Origin of the sequence: Burkholderia sp. MS389 (assembly GCF_016899425.1) — a bacterium.
In the GTDB taxonomy this organism is placed as follows: Bacteria; Pseudomonadota; Gammaproteobacteria; order Burkholderiales; family Burkholderiaceae; genus Burkholderia; species Burkholderia sola.
Map to the genome: position 1 here is coordinate 2,582,929 of NZ_CP045995.1, position 17,590 is coordinate 2,600,518.

Below are 17,590 nucleotides of genomic sequence, written 5' to 3' on the forward strand. Positions count from 1 at the left end.
AGGGTTGCGGATTCAACCCGTCGATGCAACGAGCGGGCGTATTATGTGAGATCTAATCTGACGTTGACTGACCGGTTAGGTCTCGGCCTATACAGAATAGGCGTTCATGTGGCCGGGAACAGTTGAGGACGTCTAGGTCGTTTCCGCAATCAGCACCGCATAGTGATCGGGGTCCGCACGCTCCATCGCTCGCATGACGCGTGCCACCATTCCCCGTGACATCGCGGGGAAGTCCGAGAACTCCAGTAGACGAAGCGTTGAAGCGCTGTGCGACCCCTCGTCCACGTACCTTGCTACCGCTCCACGCTCCACTTCGTCGTCGAACAGAATGTCCAGCTTGGTCAGATAGGGCTTGGGCGTGGGTCTCCTAAACCCCAAGTACATTTCTAGAAACCTCCTAAGCAGGTTTGGGCAGCTCAGGTAGGCATCGATGTCCTGGTTGGTGCTCACTTGAAACTTTCGGAGACAGTAGAAGATGTGGTGGTAGTCGGACCGGAACTTCGCTAAGTGCGCTGGAAGCGCTAGCAGCTGACTGTCGCCGTCACTTTCTCGGTGAACGAGGAACGCCGCGTGCTCTTTCTTGAACTTCCCTGCGCGGTCGGCCCAGTCCTGCTTGATGGTGTTGAAGAATTCCGAGCTATGCGTCGAAATGAAGAGTTGCCGGCAGGCCTTCAGGTTCGCAATGAGTAGATAGGCCACGTCATAGATATGGTTGGCGTCTAGGCTACAGATCGGATCGTCGATGAAAATGACCTGATCCTCAAGCCGCTGCCCATTCTGCCCTAGGCTGGCGAGGAAGTACGCAAGCGAGATCGCCGTGCGCTCTCCGTCGCTCATGTTGGTTGCCGGCTGCCCCTCTCGAATGAACCGAATCCGCTTGTCCTGGGCCTGCTCGACGGAGATTCTCGGACCGAGCAGCCGCTTGAGGAGGTCATTGATCTGGCTTGCTGCCACCGAGCTACGCTGTAGTTCGGCAAGTGCTGCTTCCGATTGCGCCTTGATCTTCTGGCCGACCTTCTGCACTCGGTCCAAAAGTGCGTCCGCCTGATTGAGTGCTTCGCGCGCTTCCATTGCTCCCGGGTCGAGCAGGTAGCGGGCCGCGAATTGAGCCTTGACCTTGTCAGCCGCACTCCGGCGCGTGGCTGCCAATTCGTCACATGCTCGGTTATGTTCATCCTTCGCTTGCAGGAGGTCTGCGAGGATAGCCTGCAGCGTGGGGGCCTCGTCGTCAATCGGCTCTACAGACAACACGGCCTCCATGTTCGCCAGCTTCTCGCGAAGCAGTCGTGTCCAATAGGATCGTATTTCACTCTCTCGGACATTCCACGCTTCAAGCCGGCGAAGCGCCTCTTGGGCTTTGGCCCGTACGCCGGGCACCCACTCTTTCTCATGTGGGAAGTTTGGCAATGCCCTTTGCTGTTCCAAGCGCTCGATCGTGGCCTGGATGGCTGCATGCTGGCGGCGATACTCATCGGAAAAGTGCTTGGCGTACGCTCCCAACGCCTGCGTCGCGTCGCCTCCGCAAAAGGCACAGGTGGCGGTATGCTCATGGAACCGCAGGCCGGAGCGCACCCAGTCGCTCAGAGCAGGGGTCTCGGTCAGGCGCTTGATGGCGTTCTGCTGGGGCGCCTCCTTCAACAACTGGGCAACATTATTGATCCCGATGGGCTGGGCCAGTGTCATGACCGGAAAATTGCGAAATGGCGTAAATTCACTCTGATCACGTGCCTGAGCGACTGCTGCTTGTAGTGTGGTTTCGTCGAGTAGATGTTCGGCCGGGTTTGCTAAGCCTTGCGCCAGTCCTTTGAGATTTGGGGCCCTGAAATCTCGGATACCCAGCATCGTTCCGCAGTCACGGGCCAGATCGGTTGCCGCCTTCTCCCTGGTTCCGTTGGCGTCGCTCTGCTTCTTCTGGACGGTCCGATACATCGCGGCTAATCGTTCCCGTCGTCGCGCCAACGACGCAATACGGTTGCTCAGCCGAATGTTCTCTTGGCCAACGATGAACAGCGCCGGCGCGTGTGTGTAGTCATCTCGCTGCAGGTTGTCGTCGATGAAGTCGCGATTGAAGATCCGTACCGGGATACGACTACGGTCCTGGTCTCTCGCGCTGTCCAGGACCTCGGTCCCGACACTTACACGAACGCGGGCGCTGGACGGCAGTCGCGTACCACCAGATCCACTGAACAACCCGATGACACGAGAAAGGGTGGTCTTGCCCGATGCGTTCCAGCCATAGATCAGGTTGTAGCGCTCGAAGTCTGGCGCGGTACTCGTTCGCCCGTCGTAGCCGCTCCATACCGCCGCGCTTGCAATGGATTCAATACGTCGAAACATACTTTCCCCTTCCAGTATGGCTTTTCATCAGCGTTCATCTTCCGACAATTTACTGCAGTCCGCACTGCCTTCGCTACCACTACCAATTGCCGACTAGCAACCGCTTCGGGGCGGTAACGATCAACCGTATCTGCACCGTTCGGTTTTAGCGACTCGGCGAACATCCAACCTGACGAATTCGCAACATCCATCTTGTGTTGCGCACGCCTATACCTAACGGCCAATCCCCTCAATTCCCTAATTCTGAGATGCCAGCCCGACTACACTGGTCATGAAGCCTTGCTTCTCGCCATCGGAAGTTGACCGCAGCCCTCTCCGCCCCGATGGTCGAAAGAACGCCGTCTTGCCCAACAAGACCCAGCGAAGAGGGGGAGAAAGAAGGGGAAACCCGAGGCATCAAAGAAGCGCGGGCCGCATGGGCGGCAACCCATACGACCCGCTGACCACCACCAACTCGCCACAGGAGTCGGAAATGGCTGACGCCAATACTAAGCCACGTCGTAGAAAGAACAAACCCGTCAACATGCAGAAGACGTTTGAGCTGGTCCTTCGCAACTACCCGGACCTTCCCAAACGAGGCTGGCCGTATCTGCCGTGGATGAAGGCGATCGATATCAATTTCAAGATCTTCGGCTTCAAGCCCGGCGACCGCGTGTACTTGAGAGTCAGCGACGTCGACCGATCGATCACGATCACGCCGGACTACAGCCAGTTGGCGCTGCGAGAGCAGCCGTACCACGATCCTGACCGGGGACCGTCGCCGCTCTAACACCTGCAAGGGCCGCTTGATGCGGCTCTAGCGAGTGGAACGCAGGCGTTGCATGAACACGACTGGCCGCCGGGGCGACACCGCCCCGGCCATGGCCGCGAACGCCGCGATTCACACCTCTAGCGACCTTCAACAACTGTCACGACCGCAAGGCCAGGGAGGCCGCACCGCGCCTGCCGAAATACCAGAATGGCGTCAAATCACCGCCCGCCAGCCCGCCGCTTCACAACCGCCCCCCGCTGCAACACATACTCGACCTTCGCGCCTTCATCAGCCACGACCCCGATATCCTCAAGCGGATTCCCATCCAGCACGACGAGATCGGCGATCGCCCCAACCGCAACGACCCCAAGCTCCCCGGTCATATTCACAATCTCCGCCGCCACCGTCGTCGCCGACCTGAGCGCTTCCAAATTCCCCAGCACCTCCGCCCGAATCCGAAACTCCCCGGACTGAAACGCGTGCATTTCGCCGAGCAGGTCCGACCCGAACCCCATCTTCACGCCGGCCTTCGCATAAATCTCAAGCGACTCGCGTCCTTTCTGCTGCACGGAAGCCACCTTCGCGATGGAGTCGGCCGGCATCCCAAACTCCGCCCCATGTTTAGCCAACGCGTCATAAGTCACCAGCGTCGGCACCACGAACGCCCCCCGCTCATGCATCAGCACCGCAGCCGCTTCATCCACAAGATTCCCATGCTCGATCGTCCGCACGCCGCACCTCACAGCCCGCGCAATCGCGCGCCCCGTATACGCGTGCGCCATCACATAAGTATTCGCAGCCTCGGCCTCGTCAACAATCGCCCGAATCTCGTCCTCCGAATACTGCGTGTTCGCAATCGGATCGGTCGGCGAAGCCACGCCGCCTGACGCCATGATCTTGATCTGCGTCGCGCCTTTCTGAATCTCCTCACGCACGGCGAGCCGCACGCCTTCGACGCCATCGACCACTCGCGCAATCGCCCCCGTCCTAAAACAGCAGGAGCAGGGCTCCAGCACATCACCGCGCGGCCGGAAATCCCCATGCCCACCAGTCTGCGACAGCGCCTTCCCCGACGGAAAAATCCGCGGCCCCGGAATCAACCCTGTCTCAACGGCCTGCATCAAACTCCAATCCGCGCCCCCCGCATCCCGCACACTGGTAAACCCCCGCGACAACATCGCATCGAGAATCGGCAGCGACCGAATCGCCGCGAGAATATTCGGCTGCGTCGCATTCGCGCCCAGGTTTGCATTCGACGCCAGCACATGCACATGGCAATCGATGAACCCCGGCATCACGGTTTTGCCGCGCACGTCGATCACCTGCGCATTCGGCAAATCCACCGGCCGATCGGTGACTTCGACGATCCGCTCGCCTTCGATCACGACATGATGATGTTCGAGCAACACGCCTCGTTCGAGGTCGAGCACGTTGCCGCCTTGAAGCACGGTAATGGTCATGAGAGAAAAATCCTTATCGAGTCGTTGCGGCCGCACGCTTCGCATCCTTCACGAAGCGCGTGCCGACGAAACTGACGGCCGCCGCGAGCATCACGTAGAACGCGGGCGCCATGTTGCTGCCGGTGCGGGCGATGAGCCACGTGATCAGGAACGGCGCGAACCCGCCGAAGATCGTCACCGCGAAGTTGTACGCAACGGATAGCCCGGTCGACAGCACCTTGGTCGGAAACAGCTCCGCGAACGCCGCGAGAATGGGCCCGGTGTAAGTGGCGATCAGCACGCCGAACACGGCCTGGAACACGATCAGCGACGCGAACCCGGGCGCATGGTTGATCCACGAGAACATCGGCCACGCGAGCACGAGGATCCCAAGCGCCGAGCCGGACAGGAACACGCGCCGTCCCCACACGTCGGCGAGGCGCCCGACGATCGGCGAGCAGCACATGATCATCAGCCCGCCGACCATGCCGGCCGTGAAGCCGGTCGATTGCGGCAGATGCAGCGTGCGCACGGAATAGGTCGGCATGTAGAACAGCAGCACGTAGGTGCAGACGGTCCACAGGATGACCATCGAGAAACTCGCGAACGTCTCGCGCGGATACGTGTGCAGTACTTCCTTCAGCGGCGAGCTTTCCTTCGCCTGCGATTCGACGGCGCTGAACGCGGGCGTCTCGTCGATATGGCTGCGAATGAAGTAGCCGACCGGCCCGACGATAATCCCGAGCAGGAACGGCAGCCGCCAGCCCCAGCTATGCAGCGCCTGCGTGTCGAGCGACGTCGTGACGAACGTGCCGGTCGCCGCGCCGAGCAGCACCGCGAAGCCGATGCTCGACTGGATCCAGCTCGAGTAATACGCGCGCTTCTCCGGCGGCGCGTATTCGGTGAGGAACGCGGTGGCGCCGCCCATCTCGCCGCCGGCCGAGAAGCCTTGCAGCAGCCGCGCGACGACGATCAGGAGCGGCGCGGCGATGCCGGCCTGTTCGTAGGTCGGCGCGATGCCGATCAGCGCGGTGCCGGCCGCCATCAGCAGGATCGTGAGCGACAGCGCGGCCTTGCGTCCGACCTTGTCGGCATAGACACCGAGCACGATGCCGCCCACCGGCCGCATGAAGAAGCCCACGCCGAACGTCGCGACGGTGAGCAGCACGGACGTCAGTTCGTTGCCGGTCGGGAAGAACAGCTTCGCGATGATCACCGCGAAGAAGCTGTAGACGGTGAAGTCGAACCATTCGAGGCCGTTGCCGATCACGGTCGCGACGATGGCGCGGCGGCGCTGTTGCACTGCCGCATCGACGGAAGGCGCGGCGCGCGGGGAAAGCGTTCCTTGCATGGTCTCTTCCTTGGTCAGAAGACGGGACGGCTGCCCCGCGTGAATCCCATGCTAAGGAGAGCCGCATTTTTTTTTGAAACGAAAGATTCGCATGCCTGCATGCGCTGCACGCATGCGTCGCGCCCGCGGCATTCAGGGCGCGGTCTGCTGCTCCGCCTGGTCGAACAGCCAGCGCGTGAACAGGCGGGCGGCCTGGTTCTGCGCGCGGTCGTTCGGCGAGATCACGTAATAGCCGCCGCCGTGGCTCGCGGACGCTTCCGTCACGCGCACGAGCAGCCCGGCTTCGAGGCATGCGTCGATCATGTAGCGCCAGCCGAGCGAAACACCCTGACCGAGAATCGTCATCTGCACGATCTGCGGATACGAGTTGATCGTGATGTCCTGCGGCTGCGCCTTCTGCCGGTCGACGTCGTTCATGTCGAACCATTCGGACCACGACATCCATTGGCGCTGGCCGTCTTCGAGGCGCAGCAGCGTTTCGTTCGCGAGATCGGCCGCATCGAGCGTGCGGCCGGCCAGATAGCCTGGCGCGCAGACGGGGAACACTTCTTCGTCGAACAGGCGGCGTGCGGTGTATTCGGCCGGCGCCTGCTGGCGCACGTAGTAGACGCCGACGTCGAATTCCGCGGGCGACATCGATGCCAGGCCGTCGCGCACGATCAGGCGCAGCTTGATGTTCGGATACGCAGCGCGAAAGTCCGGTAGCCGCGGCGTGAGCCACAGCAGCGCGACGCCGGACGAGCACGCGATCGTCAGTTCGAGATTGCCGTACGGTTTCATCACGTCGTGCGTGGCTTGCGCGCATTGCGTGAGCAGGTGGTGGACCTGTGCCGCGTATTGCTCGCCGGCGATCGTCAGCCGCAGCGAACGGTGTTCGCGCACGAACAGCGAGCGGCCGAGGAATTCCTCGAGCTGCTGGATCTGGCGGCTGATCGCGCTTTGGGTCAGATGCAGTTCGGCGGCGGCTTTCGTGAAACTCGCATGCCGCACGGCGGCTTCGAACGCGATGAGGCACTGAAGAGGCGGCAGGGGCGTGATGCGCATGGCGGGCAGGGAGTCGGGGGCGCTGCCTCCATGATACGGGTGGGCCCGGCGAAAATCGCAACCCGTGAAGGGCACGCTGGATTCGCCCAATTCAATCGTGCGAAGATTGAGCGAAACTGCACCGACACGTACCCGAGAACGACGTGACCCTATCAAACCCTGAGAGCAAAGTGAAAGCCGTCCACCCGCCGTGGATGCCCGTCGCGCTGGCCGAACTCGGCATCCGCCGCCACCCGCCGGGCAGCATCAACCCGCGCATCGTCGAATACAACAACCAGACGAACCTGATCGGCTACGACGACAAGATTTCCTGGTGCTCGTCGTTCGTGAACTGGTGCATGGCGCACGCCGGATTCCGCGGCACCGGCTCCGCGCTCGCACGCTCGTGGCTCGAATGGGGCAAACCGCTGGAGCGTCCGGTCTACGGCTGCATCGCGATCCTGACGCGCGACGATCCGACGAGCTGGAAAGGGCACGTCGGGTTCTACCTGCGTCACGATGCCGAACACGTTCACCTGTTCGGCGGCAACCAACTGGAAGAAGTGCGCGAACTCGCGTATCCGTTGAACGAAGTGATCGGCTACCGCTGGCCGTCCACGGACTGACCGTGCGGCGGTAGCACACGAAAAATCCAAAATGCGGACATTCCCGCCGTTGCTAATCTGTCGAACACACCGCACTGACCCACCTGGAGCCCCGTCGGCGAGTTCCCCCACGATGTATGGCGCTCGCGCGTGGACGCACCTCAAATCCATGCGCGTGAGTTCACCGTGCTGGCGAGGCATTTGACTGTAGAATCGCGCGAGAGAGCTTGTGTCATACTACTGACAATAAAGTAAGCAAAAAGTAATAAAAGGATGGAAATGGATGCGCAAGACATCGTGAGGGCGATGCAGGGCGGATTGCTTCAGCAAGATCGGCTGCTGAAACTCGACACTCCCTTTGGGGAAAATGTATTGCTACCCCAGCGCACTGTGGGCTGGTCTCGGATCGGCCGACATTTCGACTTTGCGGTCGACGTCCTGTCGACACGAAGCGATCTCAAGCTGAAAGACCTGATCGGTCAATCCGTTACGCTCTGGATTCAGCAGGCAGATCGGTCCTATCAGCCACGAAACGGTTACGTCTATGCCGCCCGAAGACTGGGATCAGAGGGTGGACTGACCAGCTACCAGATCAGCTTTGCATCATGGATGCATTTTCTGAAGTTTCGCCGCGATCAGCGTATCTGGCAGGACAAGCCTGTTGATGAGATCCTCCGGGATGTATTCAACGCGCATCCGCAGGCGAAAGGCCGATTTGAATTCGCACTGTCCAGGCAGCTTCCGTCGAGGTCGTACTGTACTCAATACGAAGATGATTGGAATTTCGTCCACCGGTTGATGGAAGAGGAAGGACTGTTCAGCATCTGGAAGCAGGCCGACGATGGTAACTCCCATACACTGACTATCACGGATCACCTAGACACGTGTGAGCCCCTCGCCGCGCGGTCGGTTCAGTTCTCTCGATACGGTACTAACAGCGAGGTTGACGCGCTGGTTCACTGGTCCGGCTTGCGAACCCTCCATAGCGCGGCTCTGACAACTCGCACATTCGACTATAAGTATCCGTCGCCGCTCGCGAATCCGAAGGGCACCAATATCCCGACTGTGTCACATCAGCTGCCGGAGCAGTTGGAGGTGTATGAGTATACCGGCCCCTATACGTATCTTGATCAAGAGCGCGGCGATCATCTCACCAAGGTGCGCATGGAGGAGTGGGAATCACGCGGAAAGCGGTTTTACGGTACGGGGGGACTGCGCGGTATCGACGCTGGGCGGTGGTTTGAGCTCGTTGGCCATCCGGAGCATGACCGGGAGTCTAGCGAGCGCAGCCAATTCGCAGTCGTCGAAGTGATATGGCTGATCGAGAACAACCTGCCGGGATCGAATCATCACGGGGACCTTCCTCACAGCCTGAATGGGCGTTTGGCTAAAGCGAAAGCTACCTTCGACGGGCAACCGACCTCTGGGATTACTCATTTCGACGGGGCCGAGGGTTTCTTCTTGGTTGAAATCGAGGCACACCGTAAATCGGTGCCCTTCCGTAGCCCGTACGAACACCATAAACCCGTCATGCAGATGCAGACGGCGACAGTTGTCGGTCCGCAAGGTCGTCGTATTTATACGGATGAGTTGGGCCGAGTAAAGGTTCAGTTTCATTGGGATCGCATCGGTCAGCGTGACGAGCGTAGTTCCTGCTGGGTCCGGGTGAGCCATCCTTGGGCAGGCGAGGGATTTGGGATGATCCATGTTCCTCGAATCGGCGACGAAGTCGTAGTGTCGTTTTTGGACGGGGCACCGGACCGCCCGCTCATTACAGGTCGGGTGTCGAACGGAAATAACTTCGTGCAGTGGAAACTGCCAGATAACCAGGCGTTATCGGGGCTGCGTTCCAGAGATCTCGAGGGAACGCAGGCGAATCAAGTTGTAGCCGACGACACACCAGGAAAACTGCAGGTTCAAGTATCGAGCGACTACGAGCATTCACGCCTCGTCGTTGGCTACAACACACGCATTGATGGCAACGCGGGGCGAAACGGAGCTCGCGGCACCGGGTGGGAGCTGGCAACGGATTCCTGGGGCGTGTTGCGCGCGAACCGTGGCATGCTAGTGACGACCGAGACGCGCGCGGGTGCAACGGCCGCCGCGAAAGATATGAGCGAGACCGTTGACCGACTCGGAAAGGCGCAGCAACTGCACGACGCGCTGACGAAGATCGCGCAGCAGAGCGAGGCACAGGATGCGGACGGCCATCAAGCCGACATCGTCAATACCATCGCGGCACAGAACGAACAAATTCGTGGCACGGGCGCTGGCAGTAACAACGAGTTTCCGGAGTTGTCGGAACCGCATCTGGTGATCGACGGCAAGGCGGGTATCGAGATCACCACACCAGCGACCGTGCATGTGGCGTCTCAGCAGGCCGCGATCACAACAGAAGGTCATATTGGTATTGCAAGTGGACGCAGCCTTTTCGCGACGGTGCGAGACACGCTTCGTTTGTTTGCGCAGACTGGCCCTATGCATCTTGTCTCGGCTGCGGGCGACATCGTATTGAACGCACTGACAAAGTCAATCGTGGCGCGAGCACAGAAGCAGATCCTGCTGGAGAGCGAGGAGATTCTGCTGCGTGCTCACAAATTCCGTGTCGAGGTAAACGGCAGCTTCCTGAATATGGATGCGAGCGGTGTGGTGAGCGGAACAACAGGAAAATTTACCGCGTACGCAGCTTCTCATGATTTGCCCGGCCCGAAGGATCAGATGGTCGATTTGTCTCCGAAGAAGATCTGTGTCGAATGCATGCTTAAGGCAGCCCGGGGCGGAGCGGCCCTGGTGCCCCGTTAATCCGTAGACTTATCCACGATGACAGACCGACTTTCCCATTTCCGGCGACGTGCGATCCAGGCCGTCGCCTTTGCTGCCGTTTTTTTCCTCGGGGCATGCGATAAGCATCCTGGCGCTATGGCACAGCCGCTTGATCTGTCGAGCCTGCCGAAGCACTACGATACGCTGGGTGTTGGCGCCTCGACCCTGAACTACTCCCCTTGGTACATCCATAAGTGGGGATTTGAGGGACCGGAGGGATCGGGGGTAAGCGGTGGTGGCCCCAACGTATTACCCGTTGAAGCAGACAACAAGCCGTCCGGTGGTGGCGGTGATATGTGCTGCAGCGACATCCCCTCTGTATGGCAGCCGGACCTGAGGCTGACGGTGCGCTGGTTGGTTGACAAGAAGCAGGACGGAAAGACACCGGGGTACTGGTACAAGGCGGAAAACGTTCGGATCCCGAAATACGGAAAAATTATGGGCGGTCTATGGGCGGTCTTTTTGCCGGATGACCGGGTCCGTATCATGGTTGCCGACGGTCAGAAAGGTGACTTAAACGACCCCGGCATACGCCCTCCAGACACCGATCCGTACATTGTGCACGGGGTTTTGGATCAAGAGTGGAATCGGTTATACCGGAATGGAGGGGGCGCAAAATGAGCCTCAGATGGGCGGATCCGATGCCTCAGGGCGGGCGTATAGCGGGTAGTATCACGGCGTTGAGAAAAGGGCGCACGCTGGTGTGCGACGCTCTAATGTCTTGTCCTCAGACACTTCATATCACGCTGTTCTTTGACGGCACGAACAATAACGACGAACAGACAAATCCATTCCGGGATTCGCTTGTTCACACACATTCCAATGTTGCGCGTCTGTATAACGCGGCACTGGACCGATCAGAAGAAGGGATATTTCGCTTCTATATTGCGGGTGTGGGTACACCGTTCAAGAGTATTGGTGAGCAGACATACTCGACTTCCGGCAAGTCAATGGCATCCGGTTTTGGAAGTCGTTGCGTGTGGGGCTACACAAGAGTACTGAATGCTATATATCGGGCTATTGCTACCGACAAGACGCGAAATCTGATTCCGGATAGCGACGTCCAAAGAGTTTGCACGGAAGTGGCCGATGGTCACAAACTCCCGCTGGTTGGCTACACCGATCGATTAGGTCTCGCTCACAAGCAGGCGATCGACGAGGGGCGATATCCCCAGACGATCAAGCAGATCTGGATCAACGTAATTGGTTTCTCGCGGGGGGCGGCATGCGCACGCGTATTCGTCAACAAGCTGATGAATGAATGGGCACGGGACGGACGGATTGGATATCAGACTGGTAAATATGCGCTGAATTACAAGGTTAACTTCGTCGGTCTTTTCGATACAGTTGCCTCCGTTGGCCCTCCCGACTCGACTCGTGCGACCGTGGACTTTGGCACGTTTGATGGGCACTTCGCGTTTGCTAACGACGGTCGGCTCGATATTCCTAAGGATGTGCGATTCTGTTACCACGCGTTCTCGGTGCACGAGCAGCGTATGAGTTTTCCGCTTGATTCAATCCGTAACGGGGACAGCTACGGCGGCGGTATCCGTGACGAGGTGGCTTATCCGGGGGTCCATTCGGACGTGGGTGGCGGCTATGCGCCGTGCGAACAGGGTAAAGGAGGAGCTGCAGCGAAAGCTGGGGACGACAGCTACAAGCTTAGTCAGATCCCGCTGCACGATATGTATTTTAAGGCCGCCTCGTATGGTGTGCCACTGATGGATAGCGATGCGATAAGTAAACGTGCCGATCTGGTCGCCGACTTTGCTCTCGACCAGTCGGTGATCGATGCATTTAACGCTTGGCGAAAGACCGTCGAGAACGTTAACACTGTGGAGGGCGCGCTGAAGGTCGGATTGGGCCAGATGTTGGCGTGGCGTACGCTGCGCGCAGACATTGGTAATCCGCAGCGCTATGTTACGGGACAGTCTTTCTTCAAACGCGCGCACGAAGACAAGATGACGCCGCACAAGGTACAGCAGGCGGTTTCAAAGGCGTCGGAAAAGGATCCGACCATGAGTAAGCTCAGGTCGCAATCTCAGTTGCTCCAGGCGAACGCCCTGTCGATGGGAGCGGGATATACGTCGTACATGAGCACGCAAAAGGGACAGGTGACGGCGCTGAACGAAGCCATGGACCGGCGCAACGAGCAGCTGTGCGGTGCGATTGCTCATCCTGGTGTCGCTAACCCGAAACCTGCCCGTCCAGGGGAGGGACCGCTCGATGTTGTGACCAACGATCAGACCGACCTTCGGCAAGGCGCGGAGGAAATGCGACTGCTTCTCGGGTACCTGTATCCGGACCAGTGTGAACGGTGGAAGGTGAAGCGCACGGATCATCGCCCAATAGTGACGCGCGGTGGCGACGTGATCAAGGTGCCACCGACATTTGTCGTCGAACATGATCAGCCCGGGAGTGATTCCCCCTGCGTGACGCTCGCGTATAGCGGAATACTGCTCAACACGGTCTGGTCGACGCTTGTGCAGAATTACCGCGTAGAGGACGATGTTATGGCTGCACCATTACCTGGCGTGGAATCATTCCTGCGCCAGCACACATCTTCCGACGCCGTGAACAAGTTGCCAGTTGGGGCCATCACTCTATTTGATGACTATATACACGATAGTCGCTGTTGGTTTCGAGTGCCGTATTTTCACGAGTACGCGCCCGGTGGGTATGGTTTCCCGCGAGTCGTGTTTGTAGGAGGAGATCAGCGCAAGGCATATCTCGGCCTTGCGTCAAACGCTTCGCAGCTCGACTTGGGTAATGGCAGGACCCAAGCCGGTTGGGCCTGAGGCGGATCGGAAAACAAGCCGATAAACAGGATTGCAGATGGAACTACAAGCTATACCCTCGCAAGCGCGCCTGATGGGGCTGATCGACGCGGCGGTATGTCCACCGAAAGTGGTGCCTTTGCTGCAGCGTGCTGGCGTACCGTTTCTCTCCGTTTTCGCTGGTCTGCCTGAAGAGGAACTCGGGCCGGCTTCATTATTTTTGGTCTCGGTAGATGACACGGAGGCGGATTGGTTTGTAGAACTCGATCAGCTCGATCGTCAAAGTCCATGCCTGTCCTTGATCTCTAGCCGGGTCGAGATGGATGCGCTCGTCACGCATCTGCAAGCCTTCCTGTTTGCGGATATTGGCGACAACATGACCGCGATGGTCCGGTTCTTTGATCCGCGTAACACGACGGCGGTTTTGAACACGTGGGGAGAGCAGATTCGCGCCATGTTCATGAGCCCTATCGAGCAATGGATGTACCGCGGGCGTCACAAGGAGTGGCAGCACATCGGAAACGAATCGATGGCGAGCGCGAGGATCTGCCGTTCTGTCATGGTTCAGCTTGGGCCGGAGGACGTTAATGCCCTCACGGCGCACACGGAACCCGACGAGATTCTGGCTGCACTGATCGAGTCCGGCGATGTCGACGGAGAGCATACCTACCTTGACCGCTTCGAGGATTTTATTCCTCGTTACCTCCGTGCGGTGCAGTGGGGGATCCGCGAGCCGGGGGATCGCCTTTCGTTCTGTCAGCATACCTATATGTACGGGCAGGATTTCGATCGGCATCGGTTTGTTCATGATTTGCTGATTCAGCGTCAGCAGTCTGATGAGTCGTTTAGTGTCGCTATCACTGGCGTTCCGGAAAGTGTATGGGCCGAGATTGAGCGGATGGGTCCGCACGACGCCGGGAGCGCTTCTCAGCCCGTTATGTTATAGGGAGTATGTATGGCATTGCAGATGATCGTGGTCGGTGATGCGACCTCACATGGCGGACGCGTGATCACCGGATCGGAAACACATAGCATCGATGGCAAAAAGATTGCGCGTTTGCACGATCTGGTGGACTGTCCTGAAAAATATCCGGATGGACGACCACATGGAGTTAACAAGATAATCGAGGCGCATCCGACGGTAACGATCGATGGCCAACGCGTTGCGTTGCACGGCCATCATACCGAGTGCGGGTGCACGTTAATTGGCAGTATGACTGCTCGTGTGGGCGATTGAACGATGCGTAGGATCACGTCGGTTGTGTCGAGGTGTGCGATTCACGGACATCGTTTCACTTCTTAAGGTGCCGACAATGTTCGGCGAGGGCCTTGTCGACGCGCCATTCGCGGTGCCGAATTCGCTCTTTCGTTTCGTCGAAGGCACTGCCCACCTCCTCCGCGGGAGGTGGGCTTTCTGTCAGATCAGCGATACGATCGACGGGTGTCTTGCCACCGAGCGAGCCGTGCGGGCGCTGCCAGTTGTAGTCGAACTTCCACTCCTCAATTCGTTGATCGATCGCGTCCTCCGTCGGCGAACGATACGACCAGGATTCGTTGATGTCAGTGAGCTATGATCGTTCTACTTTGCCATTGAGGTGTAGCGAGCGTGGCGGAATAGGTCGGAATTTGATGCACTCGCTCGTCAAACGGCGTTGCACCGGCTCAGCGAAGAACTCGCCGCCTCGGTCGGTTTGGATGCGCTGGATCGAGAACGGCTTTCCTCGATAACGCGATCAAGAAAGAGCAGCATATTTCGGGCAATTCTACGTGGGTAGATCGTCAGTACCCCGGAACCGCGAGCAGTCGTCAATTGGTGTGTGCTGGTACGCACCTCGAGCGATCAATACACTTCAACGACAAGGCGGTCTTGCATATCGAGCGACGCGCCCCGCGCCCCGCGACCGCCTCACTCCGTCAGCAGTTCAGCCCCGCGGCGCGACGAGATGCCGACCAACTGCTCGGCGGGCTGCGGCCGCGCGAACAGGAAACCCTGCCCCTGGTGGCAGCCGATCTCCTGCAGGAAGGCCAACTGCTTGGCCGTCTCGACGCCCTCCATCACGACATCGAGCCCCAGCGCGCGCCCCATCGCCACGATCGCGCGCACGATCGCGTCGTCCGTGCTGCCCGAGCCGCAGTCCGCGAGGAACGACCGATCGATCTTCAGCGTATCGACGGGCAGATCCTTCAGATACACCAGCGACGAATAGCCCGTGCCGAAATCGTCGATCGCCAGGCTGATTCCCCGCGTCGCCAGTTCGCGCAGCAGGATGCCGATTTCCTCGCGGGTGTTCATCGCCATGCTTTCAAGCAACTCGAGCTGCAGGTATTCGGCCGGCAACGCGGTTTCGCTGAGAATGGTCGTCAGGTCGCTGAGGAAGTGGTCGGTAAAGCACTGCCGTGCCGATACGTTCACCGACACCCGTCCGAACTCGAAGCCCTCGTCGAGCCAGCGGCGCGCCTGTCGGCAGGCTTCGTGCAGCACCCATTTGCCGATCGGGACGATCAGCGCGGATCGCTCCGCCAGCCCGATGAAGTCGCCCGGCGGCACCAAGCCGCGATGCGGATGCAGCCAGCGCAGCAGCGCTTCCACGCCGACGATCCGGCCGCTCGCCAGATCGTATTGCGGCTGGTAGAACAGGCGGAATTCGTTCTGCTCGAGCGCGCGATGCAATTCGCCGAGCGTCTCCAGTTGCTCGATCGCCGACGACGTCATCTTGCTTTCGAAGAACTGGAACACGTTCCTGCCGCGGCTCTTCGCGCCGTACATGGCCTGGTCCGCGAGCAGGATCAAGTCCTCCGCCGCAGTGCCGTCGTCCGGATAGATGCTGATGCCGATGCTGGGCGTCACGAAGATCTCGCGATCGCCGATATCGATCGCCCGTCCCACTTCGTCCAGCAGCTTGCGCGCGACGCGTCCCACGTCGCGGACGTCGTCGATCTCCTCGAGCACGAGCGCGAATTCGTCGCCGCCCATGCGCGCCACCGTGTCGTTCGCGCGCACATTGGCGACGATGCGCTCGGCGACCATCTTCAGCACCTCGTCGCCGGCGTTGTGGCCGAGCGTATCGTTGATCAGCTTGAAGCGGTCGAGATCGAGGTACATCACCGCGACCTTGCGGCCGAACCGCTTCGCATGGCTGATCGCGTGCGCGAGCCGCTCCTCGAACAACATCCGGTTCGCGAGATTGGTGAGCACGTCGTGCGTGGCGAGATAGCCCAGCCGCTCCTCCGCCTGGCGCCGCTGCGTGATGTCGGAAAAGATCGCCGCGTAGTGAGAGATCTCGCCATTGCTGTCGCGAATGCTGGTGATCGTCAGGTATTCGAGAAACAGTTCGCCGGTCTTGCGGCGATTCCAGATTTCGCCTTGCCAGTGGCCATCGGTCGTGAGCGAATGCCACAGCTGCTTGTAGAAATCGGGCGTCTGGCGCCCGGAACTCAGCAAGCCCGGGTTGCGCCCGATCACTTCATCCTCGCTGTACCCGGTCAGGCGCGTGAACGCCTGGTTGACGCGCTCGATCCGCGCGCGCCGGTCGGTCACCATGATGCCTTCGAGCGCCGATTCGAACACGCGATCCGCCATGCGCAGGTTGAAGCGCGCGAGCCCCAGCGCTTCGTCGCGCTCGCGCAACGCGCTGCGCAGCTCGTTCGCGTATTCGTGCTCGATGCTCTGCAGCACGTCCGCGAAGCAGAGCAGGCCGGTCAGCCTGCCATCGTCGTCGCGGATGCCGACATGCCGCATGTTGTGTTCGGTCATGAAGCGCTGCGCCGCATACAGGCTTTGCCTGGCGGTCAGCATCTGCAGCGGCTTGCTCGCATGGGCGCCGACCGCGCCTTGGGCGCCGCCGTCCGCCAGCAGCCGGACGATGTCGCGTTCGGTCAGGATGCCGTGCTCGCCGTCGTCGTAGCCGACGAGGATCGCATCGAGCCGTTGCGCGCGCATCTGTGCGATGACGTCGTGCAGTCCGGCCTGCTCGGGCACCACGACGGGCGGATGGACGCGGATCGACTCGATCGGCTTCAGGTGCAGGAAAAATTCCGGGCCCTGGTTCACGACGACGTCGGTTTGCGTCAGCACGCCGATCGCGGCGCCATCCCGCACCACCACGAAGTGCCGCACGCCCGACTGCTTGAACTTCATCGCGGCTTCGCCGAGCGGCGTGTCGGCCTCGAGCGTCATCACCGGATGGCTCATCACCTCGCTGACCGGCCGATCGAGCTCGCCCGGATTGTCGCCGGCCGACAGCGCATCGTGCTCGGTCCAGATCCCGACGACCTGTTCCTCCTTCATCACGACGATCGAGCTGCACCGTTCGGCGAACATGCGTCGCGCGGCCTCCCGCACCGGCGTGGCGGGTGCGCAGGACAGAATCTGGCGCGCGACGAGGCGCGCAATCGGAACATCGTAGCTGTTCGGGTACATTCTCTGACCAAGACGAAAAATCCTTGCCGGCGCGCTTCGATCCGGCAACCTTCGGGCGCGCCCG

The 17,590-nt window shown here is 60.0% G+C and carries 12 protein-coding genes and 1 pseudogene; 7 read left to right on the plus strand and 6 right to left on the minus strand.

Annotated elements, in window-relative coordinates:
• Positions 1-132: 132 nt before the first annotated feature.
• Positions 133-2,337 carry an AAA family ATPase gene (locus GJG85_RS27970; RefSeq protein ID WP_204384110.1) on the minus strand — a complete coding sequence of 735 codons (2,205 nt, stop codon included), beginning with the start codon at positions 2,335-2,337 and terminating at the stop codon, positions 133-135.
• Between the two features lie 415 nt (positions 2,338-2,752).
• On the opposite strand from GJG85_RS27970, the gene GJG85_RS27975 reads away from it, so the two are divergent.
• A complete protein-coding gene (locus tag GJG85_RS27975; RefSeq protein ID WP_239468957.1) occupies positions 2,753-3,106 on the plus strand; it encodes a hypothetical protein in 354 nt (117 codons plus the stop codon).
• 200 nt (positions 3,107-3,306) lie between these two features.
• On the opposite strand, the gene GJG85_RS27980 is transcribed toward GJG85_RS27975, so the two are convergent.
• From GJG85_RS27980 to GJG85_RS27990, 3 genes are all read right to left on the minus strand, one after another.
• Positions 3,307-4,548 (minus strand): amidohydrolase family protein, encoded by a 1,242-nt coding sequence (locus GJG85_RS27980; protein WP_204384111.1) that lies wholly within the window; start codon positions 4,546-4,548, stop codon positions 3,307-3,309.
• 13 nt (positions 4,549-4,561) lie between these two features.
• A complete protein-coding gene (locus GJG85_RS27985) occupies positions 4,562-5,878 on the minus strand; it encodes an MFS transporter (RefSeq protein WP_204384112.1) in 1,317 nt (438 codons plus the stop codon).
• A 132-nt stretch (positions 5,879-6,010) separates the two neighbouring features.
• Entirely contained in the window at positions 6,011-6,922 is a 912-nt protein-coding gene (locus tag GJG85_RS27990; protein ID WP_050017851.1) for a LysR substrate-binding domain-containing protein, read from the minus strand.
• A 194-nt stretch (positions 6,923-7,116) separates the two neighbouring features.
• On the opposite strand from GJG85_RS27990, the gene GJG85_RS27995 reads away from it, so the two are divergent.
• The 6 genes from GJG85_RS27995 (at position 7,117) to GJG85_RS28020 (ending at position 14,343) form a co-directional block, all read left to right on the plus strand.
• A complete protein-coding gene (locus GJG85_RS27995; protein WP_089489714.1) occupies positions 7,117-7,527 on the plus strand; it encodes a TIGR02594 family protein in 411 nt (136 codons plus the stop codon).
• 258 nt (positions 7,528-7,785) lie between these two features.
• On the plus strand, positions 7,786-10,308 hold the full coding sequence (locus tag GJG85_RS28000) for a type VI secretion system Vgr family protein (protein WP_239468958.1): 2,523 nt from the start codon (positions 7,786-7,788) through the stop codon (positions 10,306-10,308).
• A gap of 18 nt (positions 10,309-10,326) precedes the next feature.
• On the plus strand, positions 10,327-10,950 hold the full coding sequence (locus GJG85_RS28005) for a DUF3304 domain-containing protein (protein WP_124595204.1): 624 nt from the start codon (positions 10,327-10,329) through the stop codon (positions 10,948-10,950).
• Positions 10,947-13,127: a DUF2235 domain-containing protein gene (locus GJG85_RS28010; protein WP_050017853.1), complete on the plus strand. Its 2,181-nt coding sequence runs from the start codon at positions 10,947-10,949 to the stop codon at positions 13,125-13,127. The genes GJG85_RS28005 and GJG85_RS28010 overlap by 4 nt, the downstream gene beginning before the upstream one ends.
• A 37-nt stretch (positions 13,128-13,164) precedes the next feature.
• Positions 13,165-14,052 (plus strand): DUF4123 domain-containing protein, encoded by an 888-nt coding sequence (locus GJG85_RS28015; protein ID WP_089489088.1) that lies wholly within the window; start codon positions 13,165-13,167, stop codon positions 14,050-14,052.
• A gap of 9 nt (positions 14,053-14,061) precedes the next feature.
• Positions 14,062-14,343, plus strand: coding sequence for a PAAR domain-containing protein (locus GJG85_RS28020; protein ID WP_077179869.1), 282 nt, complete (start codon positions 14,062-14,064; stop codon positions 14,341-14,343).
• 70 nt (positions 14,344-14,413) lie between these two features.
• Here GJG85_RS28020 and GJG85_RS28025 read toward each other — a convergent pair.
• Both GJG85_RS28025 and GJG85_RS28030 read right to left on the minus strand, forming a co-directional pair.
• Positions 14,414-14,956, minus strand: a pseudogene (locus GJG85_RS28025) (integrase core domain-containing protein); the annotation flags it as partial.
• A 56-nt stretch (positions 14,957-15,012) separates the two neighbouring features.
• On the minus strand, positions 15,013-17,526 hold the full coding sequence (locus tag GJG85_RS28030) for an EAL domain-containing protein (protein WP_204384113.1): 2,514 nt from the start codon (positions 17,524-17,526) through the stop codon (positions 15,013-15,015).
• Positions 17,527-17,590: the final 64 nt, after the last annotated feature.